13 protein-coding genes and 2 pseudogenes are annotated in these 18,527 nt (G+C 67.1%); 7 read left to right on the plus strand and 8 right to left on the minus strand.

The window, feature by feature from the left end:
* The 3 genes and pseudogenes from H7J86_RS00775 to H7J86_RS00785 form a co-directional block, all read left to right on the plus strand.
* Nucleotides 1-147, plus strand: a pseudogene (locus tag H7J86_RS00775) (ABC transporter ATP-binding protein); the annotation flags it as partial.
* Nucleotides 148-230: 83 nt separating this feature from the next.
* On the plus strand, nt 231-629 hold the full coding sequence (locus H7J86_RS00780; RefSeq protein WP_267288754.1) for a hypothetical protein: 399 nt from the start codon (nt 231-233) through the stop codon (nt 627-629).
* 142 nt (nt 630-771) lie between these two features.
* Nucleotides 772-1,461, plus strand: coding sequence for a class I SAM-dependent methyltransferase (locus H7J86_RS00785; protein ID WP_267288756.1), 690 nt, complete (start codon nt 772-774; stop codon nt 1,459-1,461).
* 28 nt (nt 1,462-1,489) lie between these two features.
* On the opposite strand, the gene mraY is transcribed toward H7J86_RS00785, so the two are convergent.
* On the minus strand, nt 1,490-2,569 hold the full coding sequence (mraY, locus tag H7J86_RS00790; RefSeq protein ID WP_187095925.1) for a phospho-N-acetylmuramoyl-pentapeptide-transferase: 1,080 nt from the start codon (nt 2,567-2,569) through the stop codon (nt 1,490-1,492).
* A 21-nt stretch (nt 2,570-2,590) separates the two neighbouring features.
* Complete coding sequence (locus H7J86_RS00795; protein WP_187095924.1) at nt 2,591-3,196, minus strand: TetR/AcrR family transcriptional regulator; 606 nt, start codon at nt 3,194-3,196, stop codon at nt 2,591-2,593.
* Nucleotides 3,197-3,347: 151 nt separating this feature from the next.
* Between H7J86_RS00795 and H7J86_RS00800 the strand changes: the two genes are divergently transcribed.
* Both H7J86_RS00800 and H7J86_RS00805 read left to right on the plus strand, forming a co-directional pair.
* The gene (locus H7J86_RS00800) at nt 3,348-6,518 is read left to right on the plus strand and encodes an arabinosyltransferase domain-containing protein (protein ID WP_267288758.1); all 3,171 of its coding nucleotides are present in this window, start codon (nt 3,348-3,350) and stop codon (nt 6,516-6,518) included.
* Between the two features lie 105 nt (nt 6,519-6,623).
* Nucleotides 6,624-6,899 (plus strand): annotated as a pseudogene (locus H7J86_RS00805) (TM2 domain-containing protein); the annotation flags it as partial.
* Nucleotides 6,900-6,906: 7 nt separating this feature from the next.
* On the opposite strand, the gene H7J86_RS00810 reads toward H7J86_RS00805, so the two are convergent.
* The 5 genes from H7J86_RS00810 to H7J86_RS00830 all read right to left on the minus strand — a co-directional run bounded on the left by H7J86_RS00810 (nt 6,907) and on the right by H7J86_RS00830 (nt 14,230).
* Nucleotides 6,907-9,051, minus strand: a complete 2,145-nt coding sequence (locus tag H7J86_RS00810; protein WP_267288760.1) for a DNA gyrase subunit A — start codon at nt 9,049-9,051, stop codon at nt 6,907-6,909.
* Nucleotides 9,052-9,062: 11 nt separating this feature from the next.
* On the minus strand, nt 9,063-11,096 hold the full coding sequence (locus H7J86_RS00815; protein WP_090364305.1) for a toprim domain-containing protein: 2,034 nt from the start codon (nt 11,094-11,096) through the stop codon (nt 9,063-9,065).
* A 499-nt stretch (nt 11,097-11,595) separates the two neighbouring features.
* On the minus strand, nt 11,596-11,763 hold the full coding sequence (locus H7J86_RS00820; protein WP_170847509.1) for a hypothetical protein: 168 nt from the start codon (nt 11,761-11,763) through the stop codon (nt 11,596-11,598).
* Between the two features lie 62 nt (nt 11,764-11,825).
* On the minus strand, nt 11,826-12,770 hold the full coding sequence (gene speB, locus H7J86_RS00825) for an agmatinase (RefSeq protein WP_267288762.1): 945 nt from the start codon (nt 12,768-12,770) through the stop codon (nt 11,826-11,828).
* Entirely contained in the window at nt 12,767-14,230 is a 1,464-nt protein-coding gene (locus H7J86_RS00830; RefSeq protein WP_187095920.1) for a purine-cytosine permease family protein, read from the minus strand. The genes speB and H7J86_RS00830 overlap by 4 nt, the downstream gene beginning before the upstream one ends.
* A 119-nt stretch (nt 14,231-14,349) precedes the next feature.
* Between H7J86_RS00830 and H7J86_RS00835 the strand changes: the two genes are divergently transcribed.
* Together H7J86_RS00835 and H7J86_RS00840 are read left to right on the plus strand one after the other, a co-directional pair.
* Entirely contained in the window at nt 14,350-15,813 is a 1,464-nt protein-coding gene (locus H7J86_RS00835; protein ID WP_267288764.1) for a PucR family transcriptional regulator, read from the plus strand.
* Nucleotides 15,814-15,826: 13 nt separating this feature from the next.
* Nucleotides 15,827-16,624 carry a nitrilase-related carbon-nitrogen hydrolase gene (locus H7J86_RS00840; RefSeq protein ID WP_267288766.1) on the plus strand — a complete coding sequence of 266 codons (798 nt, stop codon included), beginning with the start codon at nt 15,827-15,829 and terminating at the stop codon, nt 16,622-16,624.
* Nucleotides 16,625-16,629: 5 nt separating this feature from the next.
* Here the strand turns inward: H7J86_RS00840 and H7J86_RS00845 are convergent, their stop codons facing one another.
* Entirely contained in the window at nt 16,630-18,165 is a 1,536-nt protein-coding gene (locus H7J86_RS00845; RefSeq protein ID WP_267288768.1) for a glycosyltransferase family 39 protein, read from the minus strand.
* Nucleotides 18,166-18,527: the final 362 nt, after the last annotated feature.

Here is an 18,527-nt window from a genome sequence, read left to right on the forward strand (position 1 = left end):
ATTGCGACGCCGGGGATGCCCGAGCGTAAGGGTGTGGCGCGTCGTCAGGCCCGGGTGCGCGAGATCCTGCACACCCTGCCCCCGGCCGCGCAGGCCGCGATCCTCGACGATCTCGACGGCACTGCGACCGCGGCGATCACGCTGTGATGCGGGCGGTCAGGCCCTATCTGGTGGCGAATCCACCTCGTGCCGACCGTACCCGAAACCGTCCGATGACTCGGAGTGCGGTGATGAACAGAGCTGACGAGAACGAATTTGCTTGGGCTCTCATGGGATCGGCGAAGCCGTTCCTCGCGGACACGGTGAATTCATGGCTGTGCGTCAAGATCGGCGCGGGCGAGCAGAACGTCGCCATCAGAGAACTTCTCGAACGATTCGTGGGCAACGGCGCGACGCTGCCTCCCGCCCTCGTGGCGTCGTTGTGGGCGTGGATAAATGGATTCGTCGGCAGTGATGAGGAGACCGCACTGCGCGATCTTGCCGTGCGAATACGAGTGGCGCAGACAAGTCATTCGAGTCCGCCTGTGCACCAGGACGATCCGGAAGTGGCGCAGTTGGTTCCGCGACGAAGCGAGCGAGCTGAGCGAAAGCACGTGCAGTTCGCAGCGGCTGTCGACGAGCGCCGCTGAGGAACCTCCGAGCGGGTGGCCGGGCCGTTGTCAAGGGTCGGTGAGGTCGGCTTCGAGCAGGTCCCGGTCGGGTTGGCAAGGTGAAAAGGTCCACATCGAAAGTCGGCCCTAGCTGCGGAAATTCGGTACTACCGTGGAATGCATGACGATGGAGACGATGGACTGGGACGGCGCCTACCGCGAGGATGGTTTCTTCGATGGCCCGCCGCCGTGGAACATCGGCGAGCCCCAACCTGTGATCGCCGACCTGATCCGCGCGGGTGCATTCCGTGGCGACGTGCTCGACGCGGGCTGCGGCCACGGTGAGGTGTCCCTCGCCCTGGCGGAGGCCGGCCATACGGTGGTCGGTCTGGAGCTGTCCGGTACCGCCGTCGCATGGGCACAGCGCACGGCCGCTGAACGCGGTCTGACGAACGCGACCTTCGTGCAGACCGACATCACCGCATTCACCGGTTACGACGAGCGCTTTCTCAGCGTGGTGGACTGCACCCTGTTCCACGCGCTGCCGGTGGACAGGCGCGATGCCTACCTGAAAGCAGTCCATCGTTCCGCCGCCGGAGGCGCCGACTATTACATCCTGGTCTTCGCCAAGGGCGCCTACCCCGCAGAGATGGCGTCCAAGCCCAACGAGGTCGATGCCTACGAACTACATGCCGCGGTCGGACGCTATTTCGACATCGACTTCATCCGCCCGGCACCGATCCTGGCCAAAGTCGGTTCCTTGCCCGGACTTCCAGATCTCACACTGCCCTTCGACCGAGACTCGCTCGGGCGGCTGCAGTTTCCCGGATACCTGCTGCACGCCCACAAGGCTGAGTCGGCGACCGCCTGAACCGACGCGACAGCAGGTTGCCCGGCGCTCACGATCCGGCGGCCGTCAACCATTCGCTGTAGAAGAGCGCGATTCCGAGACCACAGGAGATGGCCGTGATCAGCCAGAATCGAATGGTCAGTGTGCTTTCCGGCCAGTCCATCAGCTCGAAGTGGTGGTGCAGGGGAGTGAGGCGAAAGACCCGGCGGCCGGTGGTGCGGAATGCGATGACCTGGATGACGACAGATGTCACCTCAGCCACGAACAGCGCGCCGAGGATGATGGCCAAGACCTCGGTGCGACTGGTGATCGACAGACCAGCGATGATGCCGCCCAGCGCCAGCGATCCGGTGTCGCCCATGATGATCCGAGCGGGTGCGGAGTTCCACCACAGGAATCCGATGCAGGCGCCGGCAGTTGCGGCGGCCAGCAGGGCCAGATCGTGGGGATCCCGGACCTGGTAGCAACCGGGCCCGGGATTGATGGTGCAGGCGTTTCGGAACTGCCAGAAGGTGATGAGGACGTAGGCGGCGCTCACCATTGCCATGGCACCTGCGGCGAGCCCGTCCAGGCCGTCGGTCAGGTTGACGGCGTTCGACCACGCGGAGACGACGATGATGCAGAACAGCACGAACACCGTGGGCGCCAAGGTGAGCGCGGCGATATCGCGGACGTAGGACAGCGCCGTGCTGCCCGGGGTGAGACCGTCGGCATTGTGGAACTGCAGCGCGAGCACACCGAAAAGGACTGCCGCAACCAGTTGGCCTGCGGACTTGGCCCTCTTGTTCAAGCCGAGATTGCGCGAGCGCCGTAACTTGACGTAGTCGTCGGTGAAGCCCACCGCACCGAGTGCGGTGGCGAGCCCGAGGACGAGCAGCCCGGATGCCGACGGGCCGGAACCGCCGAGACCGAGCCCCACGAGGTTGGTGCCCAGGTAGCTTGCCCACATCGCGGTGAGGATCGCCAGACCGCCCATGGTCGGCGTGCCTCGCTTGCGTTGGTGACTCCGGGGTGCGTCATCGCGGATCTCCTGACCGAAGCCCATGACGGTGAACGCACGGATCAACACGGGCGTGAGCAGAAGAGCGACGGCCAGCGCCATGCCGGCGGCGATGAGTATCAGAGCCATGAATGACGTACCCCCATGGGGTCAGTATGACTTCGACCGGTCGGGGGAGGTGAACGGCGCGAGCAGGAACTCGTCGACGAATCGGGCGAAGGTGTCGTCGACGAAGGCGGGGTCGGGTGCGGTGAAATACTCGATGATGAAGCCTTGGAACGCGGCCAGTGCTATGCGCGAACGGGTTTCGGCGACATGGTCGGGCATTCCGAGCGCTTGCAGGCGCGCCTTGGAATTGCGGGTGAGCAAGGACAGGGTGTCCCAGGTGTACTCACGATAGGGGCTGTCGAGTCCGCAGGAGGCGCCGAACACCTGCAGCACGACGCGCAGGCTGTTGCGCCGTTCTCCCTGCGTGCATTCGTACCAGTCGTCGAAGCACCATGCGCGATGAGCGGCAATCGAATCCGGGAGGTCCAGCTGCTCGGTCTCCGGTATTGCCGCGCGCTGTTGACGGGTCAGGACTTCCAGGATGAGTTGCTCTTTGCCGCCGAAGTAGTAGACCAGCATGCGGGCACTCGTGCCCATCTGGGCGGCAAGCTCGCGCAGCGATGTGTCGACCACCCCGGTGCGCGCCAAAATGGCCCCCGCAGTGGCCAATAGCTCTTCGCGCTTCGCGTGGTCGAACGGTCGCGGCACGCTTGACTGTAACAGTTGCTTCGGATACTGATGATGCGGTGGGGGAGAACACGGGGGCGGGGGATGCTCGGTGAGCCTGGTGCGCGACGACGCCGACTCGAAGGCGACCAGTGAGCCCGCTGAGCTGCGCATAGGAGAACCAGGTCGGCCGATGCGACTGACCAGGCTGGTCGCGGTCGTCGCGGGCCTGGTGGGATTCGTGGCGAGTCTGTTGGTTCCGGTGCTGCCGGTGGTGCAGACCACGGCGACGCTGCAGTGGCCCCAAGCCGGTCGGCTGGGCAGCGTGACCGCACCGCTGATCACGTTGACACCGGTCTCCTTGACGGCATCGGTGCCCTGCAACGTCATTCGGGACCTGCCCACCTCGGGCGGGCTGGTGTTGGGGACCGCCCCGGCGGCAGGCAAGCAGGCGATGCTCAACGGCCTGTTCGTCACGGCGACTCACCAGCGCGTCGATGTGATCGCTCGCAACGTGGTGATCCTCAGCGTGCCGCGCACCCTCATGGCCGGCTCGCAATGTCAACGGCTGGACGTGTCCTCCTCGGTGGAGGGCACGTTCGCTTCGGTTCGCGGAGTGTCCGATCCCGATACCGGTGCGGCACTGCGAGGTGGGTTCAGCGATCCGAACCTGCGACCCCAGATCGTCGGGGTATTCACCGACCTCACGGGACCCGCGCCGCCCGGACTGACGTTCGCGGCGACCATCGACACCCGCTACACCAGTTCCCCGTCACCGATGAAGACGGCGGCGATACTTGCCGGGATCTTCGGCGCGGTTGCCGGACTGCTGGCGCTGTGGCGACTGGATCGCCTCGATGCGCGCCGCAGTCGCCGGCTCGTCCCGACCCGCTGGCGCAACGTCACCGTGGTGGATGCGACGGTGATCGTCGCGTCGGTCTTCTGGTTCATCGCGGGTGCCGGATCTTCGGATGACGGCTACCAATTCGGGATGGCCAACACCTCCAGCCACGCCGGCTACATGGCCAACTACTTCCGCTGGTTCGGCAGTCCTGAGGACCCCTTCGGCTGGTATTACGACCTGATCGCCCTCATGACCCACGTGAGCCACGCCAGCCTGTGGCTGCGGCTGCCGGACCTGATCTGCGCGCTGCTGTGCTGGCTGCTGCTCTCCCGAGAGGTGCTGCCCCGGCTGGGCCCGGCCGTCGCGGCAAGCAACGCCGCGGTGTGGGCGGCGGCGTTGGTGTTCCTCGCCGCGTGGATGCCCTTCAACAACGGCCTGCGTCCGGAGGGACAGATCGCCACCGGCGCCCTGGTCACCTATGTGCTCGTCGAACGGGCCATCATCACCCGTCGCCCCACGTTGGTCGGACTGGCGATCGTCGTGGCGGCGTTCACTCTCGGTATCCAACCCACCGGGATCATCGCCGTGGCCGTGCTGCTGGCCGGTGGGCGTCCCATCGTGCGCATCATCGTCACCCGCGCCAAGAGGGTCGGAATCTGGCCGATCCTGCTGCCGCTGGCCGCAACCGGAGTCGTGGTGCTGACGGTGATCTTTGCCGACCAGACCCTGGCCACCGTGCGCGAAGCCACCGCGGTGCGCACGGCGATCGGCCCGGCTCAGCCCTGGTACACCGAGAACCTGCGTTACTACTACTTGTTCTTGCCGACCACCGATGGCGCGTTGTCGCGGCGGTTCGGGATCTTGATCACCATGACATGTCTGTTCGCGTCGATGCTGCTGTTGTTGCGCCGCAAGCGGATTCCCGGCATTGCGGTGGGCCCGGTGTGGCGACTGATGGGCGTCATCTTCGCCACGTTGTTCCTGCTCACCTTTGCCCCGACAAAGTGGATTCACCACTTCGGGCTGTTCGCCGCCGTCGGCGCGGCGATGGCGGCCGTGGCGACTGTGCTGTTCGGGCCGGCGGTGCTGCGGTCGGCGCGTAACCGAGTGGCGTTCCTTGCGGCCGTATTCCTGGTTCTTGCCCTGTGTTTCGCGTCGACCAACGGGTTTTGGTATGTCTCCAGCTATGGGGTGCCGTTCAACGACAGCAGTCCGCACTGGGGTCCTGTCACCGTGAGTGCGGTGTTCTTCGTACTGAGTGTGGCGGCCGCCGGTTACGCGGGGCGGCTGCACCTGGCCGGCGCCGCGAGTCGGCCCGAGGCGCGTCCGGTCGGCCTCCTGACGCGAGCGCCCGTGCCGGTGGCGGCGGGCGCCATGGTGGTGGTGTGCGCCGGATCGATGCTGGCCGGGGCCATCAAGGAGTACCCCAGCTACTCCAACGGATGGGCCAACCTTCGTGAGCTGGCCGGTGGGTGCGGCCTGGCCGATGACGTCCTCGTCGAACCCGAGGCCAACGACGGATTCCTGGCTCCACTGCCGGGCCGCTACGGCCCGCTGGGCCCGTTGGGCGGGGCCACCCCGGTCGGTTTCGATCCCAACGGGCTGCCGGAGCACACACTGGCCGAAGCGATCTGGCAGAGCCAAGCCAAATCCGGCACCGACTACGACTGGGAAGCCCCCACGGCATCGGATGCGGCCGGGATCAACGGATCCGGCGCGGTGTTGCCCTACGGCCTGGACCCCGCCAAGGTGCCGGTGGCCGGGAGCTTCACCGCCGGACCTCAACAGGTCAGCACGTTGACCTCGGCGTGGTATCGCCTCCCGGCCGCCGACGCGCAACATCCGCTCGTGGTGATCACCGCCGCCGGCACCATCACCGGTGACAGCGTCCTGTCCGGCCGCACCACAGCGCAGACCGTCGTCCTGGAGTACGGCACGGAGACCCCCGAAGGCACACTCGTGCCACGCGGGCGAGTCACCCCGTACGACATCGGTCCGCAGCCGGCATGGCGCAATCTGCGCTTCCCGCGCGCGGATATCGCCGCCGATGCGAGCTATATCCGTGTTGTCGCCGAAGACACTTCGCTCAATCCAGGTGACTGGGTCGCGGTCACCCCGCCGCGAGTGCCCGAGTTGCGGTCGGTGCAGGAGTACCTGGGCTCCACGCAGCCGATCCTGCTGGACTGGGCGGTGGGACTGGTGTTCCCCTGTCAGCAGCCCATGCTGCACGCCAATGGTGTCACCCAAGTCCCCACCTACCGGATCTCCCCGGACTATCCCGCCAAGATCGAAATGCCGGACACCTGGCAGTCCGGCGACAACGGCGGACCGTTGGGTATTACCGACTTACTGCTGAGGGCCCACGTCATGCCCACCTACCTGTCCCGGGACTGGGGCCGCGACTGGGGCTCGTTGCGCCGCTTCTATCCCGTCGTGGAAGCCCCCGAAGCGCACCTGAACCTCGCGACCGCCACCCGTAGCGGCCTCTGGAGTCCCGGGCCGGTGCGCATCGGCCCGTGAGTGCGCGATCGACCGTCCACATCGGCGTGCGCGAGCTCCAAGATTATTCCAAGGACCGCAACGACGATTACCGCCATGACAACAACACCTCAGCCCCAGCAAGACCCCACCTACGCACCCCAGCCGGCCTACGCCGGAGTGGACCCGCTGACCGGTCGACCCCTGTCCGACAAGAGCAAGGTGACCGCGGGTCTGTTGGGAATTCTCCTCGGCAGCTTCGGGCTCGGCCGCTTCTACCTCGGGTACACCAAGCTGGCCGTCGCGCAGATCGCGGTCACCTGGCTGACGCTGGGTATCGGCGGCATCTGGCCCTTCATCGATGGCATCCTGATTCTCCTCGGCAAGGTGCCCGACGTGGAGGGCCGCCCGCTGCGTAGTTGAGCGGTTGCTACGTCGCAGGCGTCACGTCCCTGCCGGAACCCTTGACCGAAGCTTTCGCGCGCTTCTCGGCGCGCACCTGCTTGCCGCCGCGGACGAACCCGGCGGGGGAGACCGACGCCGCCATCAACGCGTCCTCGCCGTTGACGAACGGGTGGAACGTGACGCCTGCGCCACCGCGCCCCTTCACCGGTATATCGGCGACTTCGGTGACTTTCCAACCCTTTTCGGAGATCGAAAGAATGGCCTCACCGTTCTCACAGGTGAGCGGCAGTGCGGCAATGACCTCGTCGCCGGGGTCACCGGCCGTCAGCTTCACCCCGGCCACACCATTGCCCGCCGCACCCTGCGGGTTCACGGCGGCGGGGTCGATGCGCAACACCTTTCCGCGCCGGGTCACCAGCGCCAGGTGATGCCCCGGTGTCAGCACACCTGAGCGCACCAGCCCGGTGATGTCCGGCGCGACGGGGATGTCGCGGATCTTGTAGGGCAGGCCGTTGCCGGTGGTGAACTTGACGCGCCCGTCGGTCCACACCGCCCACCCCAGACCTGAGGTGAGGAGGTCGCCATGGCTGTCGGAGAACACCCCGCGGTCATCAAGACGCCAGGAGGCATTGACCTTCCGCTCGCGCGCGCCGTCGTCATCGGAGCCCGCCACCGTCGGTGTGGCCTCGAAGTCCAGCACCGTGCGACGGTCGAACTCGGCCCCCTTGAACAGTTTCGCGGTCTCCACCAGTTCCTTGTCGATGACCGCGCGTCGGGCATCGGGGTTCGACACCAGTTCGGTCAGTTCGAGGAACTCGGCATCCAGCTTTTCGGCTTCGGCTTGCAGTTCGATGACGTCGAGTCGGGTCAACCGGCGAAGCTGCAGTCCCAGAACATAATCGGCCTGCTCGGCATCGATGGAGAAGCGCTCCTGCAAGCCCTGGCGAGCATCGTCGACGGTATCGGAACTGCGGATGACCGCCACCGCGGCATCGATATCGAGGTGGATGAGCATCAGGCCGGCCACGAGGTGACGACGGGCGGTGACCTTCTCCAGGCGATACTCGCTGCGGCGCACCACCACCGAGTCGCGCAGGTGTAGGAATGCCGAGATCAGTTCACGTACCGACCACCAGCGCGGTACCCGGTCCTCGTCGAGAGCGACGAGGCTGGCGGCGAAGGTGGACTCCAACGGTGTCAGTGCGAGCAACTGCTCACGGATCTGCTCGGCATCGTGACCACGTTTGGCGGTGACCACGATCCGCAGCCCGTTACGCCGGTCGGTCAGATCGGACATATCGGCCACACCGGCGAGTTCCCCGGACTCGACCAAGGCCCGGATCCGTTCCTGGACAGTGGAACTGGCGACACCGGGCGGAAGCTCGGTGATGATGACGTTCTTGCCCTCCACGGATACGGTGCCGCGCACGGTGAACGCGCCGCGTCCGGTGGTGAGGTATTCGCGCAACCCGGCGGTGCCGACCACGGTGGCGCCACAGCCCCAGTCGGGACCGGGAATGAGCTTGACCAACCTGTCGTCGGTCATCTTCGGCGTCGCCAGCAGCGCCCGGCAGGCGGCCATGATCTCGCGGGGGTTGTGCGCCGGCACCTTGGTGGCCCAGCCCTCGGCGATACCGACGGCGCCGTTGCACAGCAGCACCGGCCAGCGCGCCGGCAGCACCGTCGGCTCGATCCACTCTCCGTCGAACGTCGAGACCATCGGTACGGCGTGATCGTCGAGTTCGGCGGTCAGTGCCGCACCGGGCGCCGACAGCCGCATCTCGGTATAGCGGTCAGCCGCGGGAATGTCACCCTGAATACGCGGGAATGCGCCCTGCCCGTCAATGACTTTCACCCGTTGGAACTCGGCGGCCATCAGCGCCGCGGCGCCGTACATCGACGCGCCGCCGTGCGGGTGCAGATTGCCGGTGACGGCCGAGCAGACCTTGGACGATTTCTGCGGCTTGTTACCGGGCAGCAGCTTCGAATCGTGCATCTGATAGAGCAGGCGCCGTTGGCCGGGCTTGAGCCCGTCGAACGCGGACGGGATGGCGCGGTCGCTGACGCTGTAGAGCGCGAAGGTCAGCTGGTAGTGATTCCAATAGTCATCTGCGCTCTGGTCGAGCACCAGATCGGGGTTCTGCTCGGGAACGTCCAGGGTGGCGGTCACAATAAGTTCTCCTACGTCAGGTCAAGAGCAGAGGTGTCGACGCGGGAGGCGATATCGGCCATCCACGTACGCCTGCCTTCCGGCGGCCCGCCGAACAGAGTGTGGTGCAGCTTGGATTCGCCGTCATCGAGATGCACTCGAATGACGGTGCGCCGCTGCGGATCCAGCACGGTGTTCCAGAAGTCATCGGCATCCATCTCACCGAGACCCTTGTTTCGTTGCACTTCGACCTTGCGTTTGGAGGTGGCTTTCAGTTGGGCCACCGCGGCATCACGCTCGGATTCGTCCTGGCAGTAGATCCGTTGCGTGCCGTCCTTGACGACGAACAGCGGCGGCAGCGTCACGTAGACCATGCCCGCTTCGACGAGCGGGCGGTAGAAGTCCAGGAACATCGAGATGAGGCTGGAGTTGATATTGCCGCCGTCGGGGTCGGCGTCGGAGGCGAACAGGATGCGGTCGTAGCGGCACAGTTCCGGATCGCAGTGGTCACGCACGCCGCAGCCCAGGATGCGTTCGATGGAATCGAACTCGTCTTTGACCCGTGCCTTGCTCAGTGTGAACCCATAGACGTTGGGCGGCTTGCCTTTCAGGGGAAAGGCCGCCTGGAAGGTGGCGTCGCGCGCCGCCTTGATGGTGCCCAGGGCCGAATCGCCCTCGCACAAGAACAACTCGGCACCGGATCCGCGGCCGGTCTCCCTGCTGGGCAGCAGCTTCGGCGGCAGCGACAGGTTGGTGCCCAGTCCCTTGGCCTTCGATGCCGCGCGGGACCGGGCTTTGGCGCCTTCGGCGCTGCGCCGCGCCCGCGCCGACTCCAGCGCCAGTTTCGTCCACAACGACACGGTGTCGCTGTTGGCGGGGTTGGCCGCCCATACGGTGACGCTGCGCGCCACATCCGGGGCCATCGCCAGGTTCAGCGACCGCGAGGACACCGCCGTCTTGGCTTGGGAGTCCCATGCCACATCGGGGGCGCGGGTATCGACGGCCAGCGCGGTGACCGCCGCGAAATCCTGCGGCTCCGGACCGTCCTCGCCTTTGGCCAGGCCGAGGTCGCGGATCCGGGAAGCGCGATCGGCCAGGGCTTCGGACAGCCCCTTCACGGCGGCCGTCAGGTGGGACCCCCCACCCGGGGTGCGCACGGTATTGCAGAACGCGGCGACGGTGGCAGGTTCGGCCGGGCCCGCGGTCAGCGACCAGCGAAACGGGGTCGGTCCGCGGCCGGTGGTGTACTCACCGCGGCCCTCCACCACGGCGCGCACGCCGGGTACGGGAGTGCCGGCGGCGGTGCACATGAGGTCCAGCAGGGTGTCGGTGCCCCACGGGCCGGTGAAGGGCTCGATCAACTCGGGCCGGATCTCTCCGCCCGGCCACCCCTCGTCGACGACGGTGAGATGCACACCTGGCGACATCCGCGCCGCGGCGTGCGCCCGCAACAGCACCTCACCGACATCCACGCTGGAATCGGGCACCACGGCCGAGTCGAACAGGATGCGCACGGTGGTGCCGTGGGCATCCGGCTTGCGGTTACCCACGCCGCGCAGTTTCTGCGTGTCGGAGCGGGTGAACGGGGCGTTCGGGTCGAAGTCTTTACCTTCGAAGGTGCCGGGGTAGCCGCCGCCGAAACTCTGCAGGTAGGTCTTCCCGGCCCGGCGCACCGTCACGTCGGTGCGTGCGGAGATGAACACCGCCGCCGCGGCGCCGATCCCGTTGAGTCCGGCGCCGGTGCTGGTGGCATCGGAATGGGCGGAGAACTTGCCGCCGGCCCGCGCGGTGCCCAGGGTCTTGACGATGCCGTTCTTCCCGGTGACGGGGTCGGAGTCGACGGGCAGGCCACGGCCGTCATCGGCGACACTGACCGATCCGTCGGCGTGCAGGGTGATGGTGACGGTCGAGCCGCCGTGGCTGGGGTCTGCGACCTCTTCGACCGCGTTGTCCACCAGCTCGCGCAGGGCCGTGTTGAGAACATCCAGGCCGAGGTTCACCGCCGGCCGCAGGCGGGTGTGTTGGACATCGTCGAGCTCGGTGATGTCTGCGGCGTTGTAACTCACTGCTATCCCTTCCACCAGGGCCGATGCCGCGGCGCGGCCGGATCCCGTCGGTGCGTCACTGCCCAGCGAGCCTGCCCTCGCCGTGTCAGCCGCCCCCCGATCGGCGGGCGGCTTAAGCATTCTGCCTCGGGGAGGTGACACCACACCTCATCGCCAGGCCGAAGCAGTCTAAGAATTCGGTGATCGCGCACACATCGGCCGGCCGACTTGATGGCACCGCGGCCACGCCGGCCATGGCGACATCCTCTGTGAACAGATCGATCACACCGCATCGACCGGACTGGTCAGCAGACCACCAACCCTCTCGGTTGACAGTGGCAAATAACGCCCTCTCGGCCTTTGCCAGGTCGAGGCATTCTCGAGCAAAGCCACGGTGTTCGCCGGGGTGGGAAAGGGTTCGCCGATTGCCGCGGAAAGCTCACCCCGGTGCGCGCACCTTAGAAAATGGTGAGAAGATCCCTGCGTGACAGAAGATGCGGCGGTGAGCCAGGCGCGACAGCTACTGGCTGCTCTCTACGACCAAGTCGCCGACATCTCGCACAAACTGGAAATCGTCGATGCACGAAACCGCCGGGCACGTGCGCGTGGCAACGCGCGGGTCGATCCCCGCGCCGGCGATCTGCGGCGCGAGCTGTACGAGGCGCACCGGCTGATCGACGGGTTGCACCGGCGATTCCCCGAAACCTCGCCCCATAACCGCCCTTTCGCAGGCCGGCACGCCCGGCCCGGTCAACCCAGATTGGCCGCCAGGACCGAGAGCAGTTCGTAACCGACATGCGCTGCGGCGATGCCGGTGATCTCGGCATGGTCGTAGGCGGGTGCAACCTCGACGATGTCGGCCCCGACCACCTCCAGCCCGACCAGCCCACGCAACGTGTTCAGTAGTTCACGCGACGTCATGCCGCCAGCCTCGGGAGTACCCGTACCCGGCGCGTGCGCGGGGTCGAGCACGTCGATGTCGACCGAGACGTAGACCGGGCCGCCGGAGAGGCGCTTGCGCATCCGCTCGACGATCGATGCCACGCCGTCGAATTCGTAATCGTCGGAGCGGATCACCTGGAATCCGAGCACCGCGTCGTCCTCGAGGTCGTGCTTGCTGTAGAGCGGACCGCGAATGCCGATGTGCTGGGACCGTTCCATGTCGATCAGACCCTCCTCGCTGGCCCGGCGGAACGGCGTGCCGTGGGTGAACGGTGCCCCGAAGTAGGTGTCCCAGGTGTCCAGGTGGGCGTCGAAATGCAGCACGCCGATGGGGCCGTGGTCGCGGGCCAGGGACCGCAGGATGGGCAGGGCGATGGTGTGGTCGCCGCCGATGGTCAGCACCTTCGAGCCGTCCTTGCGCAGGTCGGTCACGGCGGCGTCGATGGTCTCGATCGCCTCGGCGATATCGAACGGATTCACCGCGATATCCCCGCAGTCGGCGACCTGCTGAACCGCGAACGGCTCGATCCCGACCGCGGGGTTGTACGGCCGCAACAGTTTCGACGAGGCGCGGACATGACCGGGTCCGAAGCGGGCCCCGGGCCGGTAGGACACCCCGCTGTCGAACGGGATACCCACGATGCTCACGTCGGCGCTGCCGACCTGGTCGATGCGCGGCAGTCGCGCAAAGGTGCCGGGTTCGGTGTAGCGGGGCTGGCGCGTGGCATCCACCGGACCGATCGGATCGGTCATTTCTCCTCCGTTTCAACGGTATTGGCGATCGCCACCGCATCGGCGGGATCGGCCAGGGATGGATCCTCGGCGATGAGGGCGAGCTCATGGGACAGGTTCAGCGACCGGGTCAGCGCGATGTACACCAGACCGGACACCGCCAGCCCGACGATGAAGGCGATATCGACATCGCCCATCGCGGCGGCGACCGGGCCGGTGTAGAACGGCAGTACCACGAACGGGATCTCTGCGGCGATGCCCGCGGCGAAGGCCACCAGCCCGCGCCAGGACCATGCGCCGTACACCCCCGCCGGGGTGAACAGGTCCGCGATGACGTAGTGCCCGCGGCGGACGAAGAAGAAGTCGGTGAGGTTCACCGCGGTCCACGGCACCAGCAGGTACAGCATGATCAGCAACGTGGTGTTCAGCGCCGCTGTCGCGTTGGACAACAGCAGGCTCATGGCCAGCCAGGCAACCGCGAGCACCACGATGGTGATCACCCGCAACTTCCGCGTGGGGCGTACCGAACGCACCGAATCCAACCCGGTGACCACCGTCAGCATCCCGCTGTAGGCGTTGAGGCCCATGGTCGCCACCAGCACGAGTGTCGCGACGACGGCCAGTACGCTGCCCAGCATCGGCACCGTGGCGTTGCCGGCGGTGTTGATTCCGGCCAGCGCGTCGGAGGCGCCCAAGTAGGTGGCCATCCAGGCGCCCAGCGGGATCAACCACACCGGGGATGCGGTGGCTCCCACGAACACCGACGCGATGATCGCCGACGGCCGGGTGCCCCGCGGTAGGTATCGGCTGTAGTCGGATACATAGGGTGCATAGGTGATGTTGTAGGACGCGGCCACCCCGAACTGGGCCAGGAACGCGACCCAAGTGAAAGAGCCTGTAGTCGAATCGGTTCCGTGTACCCCGCCGGACAGCACACCGTAGGTGAGCGCCAGCCACAACGGCAGGGATATCCAGAACAGCACGCGGAAAGCTCTGTGCAGCAAGTCATGTCCGAAGATGGCCAGACCGGCGGCCACCACGGTGATCACCACCGCCACCACGACCGAATTCCAGCCGAAGATCTCCTGGAGGCCGGATTTGAGGATGACGACATCGACGACGTTGAATCCGACGAAGGTGAACAACGTGCCGATCAGCGGCACCAGCACCCCGCGGAAGCCGAACTGTGCCCGCGACTGGATCATCTGGGGCAGCCCGAGCACGGGCCCCTGGGTGGCGTGGAAGGCCATGAACAGGGTGCCGAACGCGATGCCCGCGATTCCGGCGACCACCGTCCACCACAGCGAGAGGCCGAGGCTGGGGCCGACGAACCCGAGCGCGAGGGTGAACGGCTGAAAGTTGCCGACGAACCAGAACGGCCCCTGGTGGCCGACCTTGCCGTGCCGTTCGTCATCGGGCACGTAGTCGATGGAGCGGGTCTCGATCAACGTCGCCGTCCGGTCGGCGCTGGGCATGGCCATGTCTATCTCCCTGTGTGGCGGTGGTCATACTTTGGCCAAATCTGCTGTTGGACGCCATAGCGGTTTTGTTCAGTCTGACCATTACGATTGGACGATATGTACAAGACACCGGAGGGGCGATGATCACCGTCCGCGATGTCGCGACCGCTGCGTCACTGCAGCTGACAGTGGTGGCCGGCGCGGCGGGGCTGGAACGCGAGATCACCACCGCGCATGTCTCCGAACTCACCTCGCCCGGGGACTGGCTGCGCGGAGGCGAACTCCTGATGACCGTCGGCCTGCTGCTACCGATGAACGCCGCGGCGTGCCGCGCCTACGTCGCCGAATGCGCCGCGGCCGGTGTGGCCGCACTCGCGCTGGGGGTCGGCCACGGACTGCCCTACCGGGAATGTCCGGAACCGCTGCGGGCAGCCGCGGAGCAGGAGGGGATCGCCATGCTCGTGGTGCCCGACCAGACCCCGTTCATCGCCGTTACCAAATGGGTCTTCGAGACCATCGCACGGCAGGAACGTCGTGGACTTCAACAGGCCATGGAGAACAATCGGCGGCTCACCGCAGTGGCGACGAGCTCCGCACCGCTGCCGGCGCTGCTCGCGGCGTGGGCTTCGACGAGCGCCACCCCATGTGTGGTGTGTGACGGTGCCGGCGGTCTGGTAGCCGCCAGCCCGGGGACCCCGCAGGAGATCGTCGAACAGGCGCGCCGGGCCTGCGCCCAGATGGAGGGACGCAATTGGGCGGTGCTCAATGGGTTGGAGGTGCACACCATCGGCGCGCAGATACCCCTGGCGTTCGTGGCGTTCGGCGCCGATATGGACGCCACCGCCCGCGCCTCGTCGACCGTGCTGGTCTCGCTCATCGCCGTGGACCGCGAGCGGCGCGAACTCTCCGATGAGCCCGAGCGTCGGCGCAGGGAACAGGTATTCGGACAGCTTCTGCGCACCGGTATCAAACGCGAACGCGCCCAACAACTTGCGTCGAGCGTCGGCTTGACCGCCGAGCACTGCCACGTCGCAGTGGTGGACGAGGCGGGGGAGGAGCTCGCGTTCCGGCTGCGTTCCACCCTGGACGGAGCCTTGGTCCGGGTCCAGGGCCGCACAGTGGAGATCGCGCACTGGAATCTGAACGCACTCACCGAGACCCTGCAGTCGCATGCCGGCGGACTGCCCACCGGCATCGGCGCGGCGACCAGCCCTGAAACGCTGGGGGTTTCGGCCATGCAGGCGCGGTCCCTGGTCGCTGTCAGCCGACGACTCGGCCGCACCGTCAGCGCAGTCGAAGGCGAGACCGTGTCCTTGCTGCTGTCGCTGGGGGCGCCGGAGGCGGTCCGTGGATTCGCCGACGCGGTGCTGGCGCCACTGGAGGCGCTCGAACCGGGGGAACGGGCCGAGATGTTGCGGACGCTCGATCAATGGCTGCGGGTCAACGGTGCCTGGGATCCGGCAGCTGCCCGGTTGTCGGTGCACCGCAACACGGTTCGCAATCGCATCGACCGAATCGCGCAGCTCACCGGGCGCCGGCTCGATGACGGCGATGACCGGATGGAGCTGTGGCTGGCGCTCAAGGCCCGCACGGCGCTGCCGTGACTAGACTTCGCTGATGACCCGGATCGCGTGCGCACAGATCGCACCCCAGCTCGGAGCCCCCGACGCCAACAGCGGTGTGATCGTCGAGCAGATCCGAGCTGCGGTCATCGCCGGCGCCGATGTCCTCGTCCTTCCGGAGCTCGCCACCTCTGGGTACATGTTCGACGACGCTGACGAGGCCCGGGCGCACGCCCTGCCGGCCACCGCCACGTCGTTCGCGAGCTGGATCGCCGCGGCCGGTGACGCGATCGTCGTCGGCGGCTTCCCGGAGATCGGCTCAGACGGGCTGTTGTACAACAGCGCGGTCATGCTCGACGCCACCGGCGTGCTGGGGTTCTACCGCAAGTCACATCTGTGGGACCGGGAGAAACTGATCTTCACCCCGGGTGCCGCGGTCCCGCAGGTGCTGGCCACTCGGCACGGCGCCATCGCCGTGATGATCTGCTACGACCTGGAATTCCCCGAGCTGACCCGGCCGGTGGCCTTGGCCGGGGCCGAACTGATTGCCGCACCGGTCAACTGGCCGTTGTTTCCGCGACCCGAGGGTGAGCATCCGGGTGAGGTGATCAACGCCATGGCCACCGCGCGGGCCAGTAAGGTGGCCGTCGCCTGCTGTGACCGCACCGGCGTGGAACGTGGCCAGCCGTGGACCGAAGGCAGTGTGGTGGTCTCACCCGACGGGTGGGTACTCGACAGCGTGGGGTCCGGCGCGGGTATCGCCATCGCCGACGTCGATCTTTCGGTCACCCACGACAAATCGTTGACCGATCACGTCGATCTGTTCGGCGACCGGCGCCCCGAACTGTACTGAACCCGTCAGCGGGTGGACTTCACGATCTGCGCGAAGTTGAACTGCCAGCGCTCCACGATGTGGAACCCCATCCGTTCGGGCACCTGGTACGCCGGCGCCCGGCGCAACCGCGGGCCGGGATCCAGGCCCGCGCCGCTCTGGTGGTCCGGCACGGACCCGTCCCGTTGCGACACCGTCCACAGCACGGTGCACTTGCGGACCTGGTCGGCCACCCCCCAAATGCCCAGATGTGCGTCCCAGAGCCGGTTTCGGTCCGCGGCGCGCGTGCCACGGCCCGGGTCCACCAACGTGGCGTAGGCCGCAGGCCGGGCCGCGGTCAGGGGCCGGATCGGGCCTGGCAGCCAGGTGGTGGTGTTGTCCATGATCAGGCAGTCACCGGGTGCGGCGTGCGCGGTGACGATGTCGGCGACCTGGCTGAAATCCATCCCCTCCTTCGCGTACGGGCCGCGCTGGCCGACCAGGAAGTTCGGGGTGGCGGCGACGGCGAGCACTGCTACCGCGGCGGTGGCCCGCTCGCGGGTCCGCACGAGGGCCACGATGCACACACCGAGCAGCAGTGCCATGGCCGGGGCGGTGTAGGTCAGGTAGCGCGGGTAGTAGATCGGTTCGGCCACAGCGGAATACGCCAGCATGACGGCGGTCGGCAGTATCACCCACGCCAGCGCGAGCCGGATCAGGGCCTGTGCGCCGGGGTCGGTCGGCCGCAGTCGCCGGAACACCAGCGGGAGAGCCAGAATCGCTGCGGCGCACATGGCGAACGCCAGACTCTGATCGAAGTACTGCTTCTTGAGAATTTCGACGAATGTGCCGGCCGACAGCGGAGAGATCCAATGCACCTGCGCGATCTGGGTGCGGCAGAAGAACAAGAACGGCGCGACCGCGGTGACCGCTGCGCCGGTCGCGACCGCCCAGGCGACGGCCGGCCGGCGGGCTCTCAGCGTCGCCACATGGGCCGCGTGCACCAGCACCAGCAGCACCATGAAGACATTGAGCACGGTGGCCAGTGCCAGGCCGACGCCGTACCACGCCCATAAACCGGGACGCCGCCGGCGGGTGGATATGACCAGCAGCACCGTCAGCCACACGGCGACCGCGGCGGTCAGCGCGTAGGACCGCGCCTCGATCCCGGCCCAGGTCATCCTCGGCAGGATCGCGAACACCACACCCGCGGTGACCGCCGCGGTACGTCCGACGAATTGCCGGGCCAGCGCCACCACCCCGGCGGCGGCGATGCCGACGGCCAGGCAGCTGGAGAATCGGGTCCAGAACTCGGTGGCGGGGAACACCATGAACCACCCGTGCATCAGCAGGTAGTACGCGCCGTGCACCGCATCGATATTGCCCAGCAGACCCCACAGCTGGCCGACGGTGCGGGTCCCCGCGGAGATGGTGGCCGCCTCGTCGAACCACAGCGAGGGGCGGGCCGCGCCGGCCGCGCTCACGAATACGGCGAAGACCCCGACCAGGACACCGTCGAGTCCGCCGGTGCGCAACCGGGCAGCCGGATCACGCCGGCCCAGCGTGAGCTGTGACAGTTGCACCTGGCCGACCCCCGTTTTTCGCTGTAGGGCAGAACCGTAATACCCGGCCCGCGGTGCCGCTACCGCATGCCGGTGCGGGTCCGGTGTTCGTCGCCGCGACGGCACCGGCACACGTTCTCGGACAGTGTTTTTGCCGCCGACATGTCACCCCATGTCGGGCGGATGTCGATCCTCGACACGGCTGAGGTGCCAAACATCGGCGCAGTGAACGAAATTCGGTACCGTTGTGACCCTCGGCAGGGGCCGGACGGGCTTTGACGCACGTCACGTCCAGCCCATGTCCTGCATCACCAAAAGGCCTGATCCGGACGCCTGACCGATACCATCGGTATTCGAAAGGCGCCAACGGGACGGTGGTCGGC

It is taken from the genome of Mycobacterium hackensackense (assembly GCF_025822555.1).
In the GTDB taxonomy this organism is placed as follows: Bacteria; Actinomycetota; Actinomycetes; order Mycobacteriales; family Mycobacteriaceae; genus Mycobacterium; species Mycobacterium fluoranthenivorans.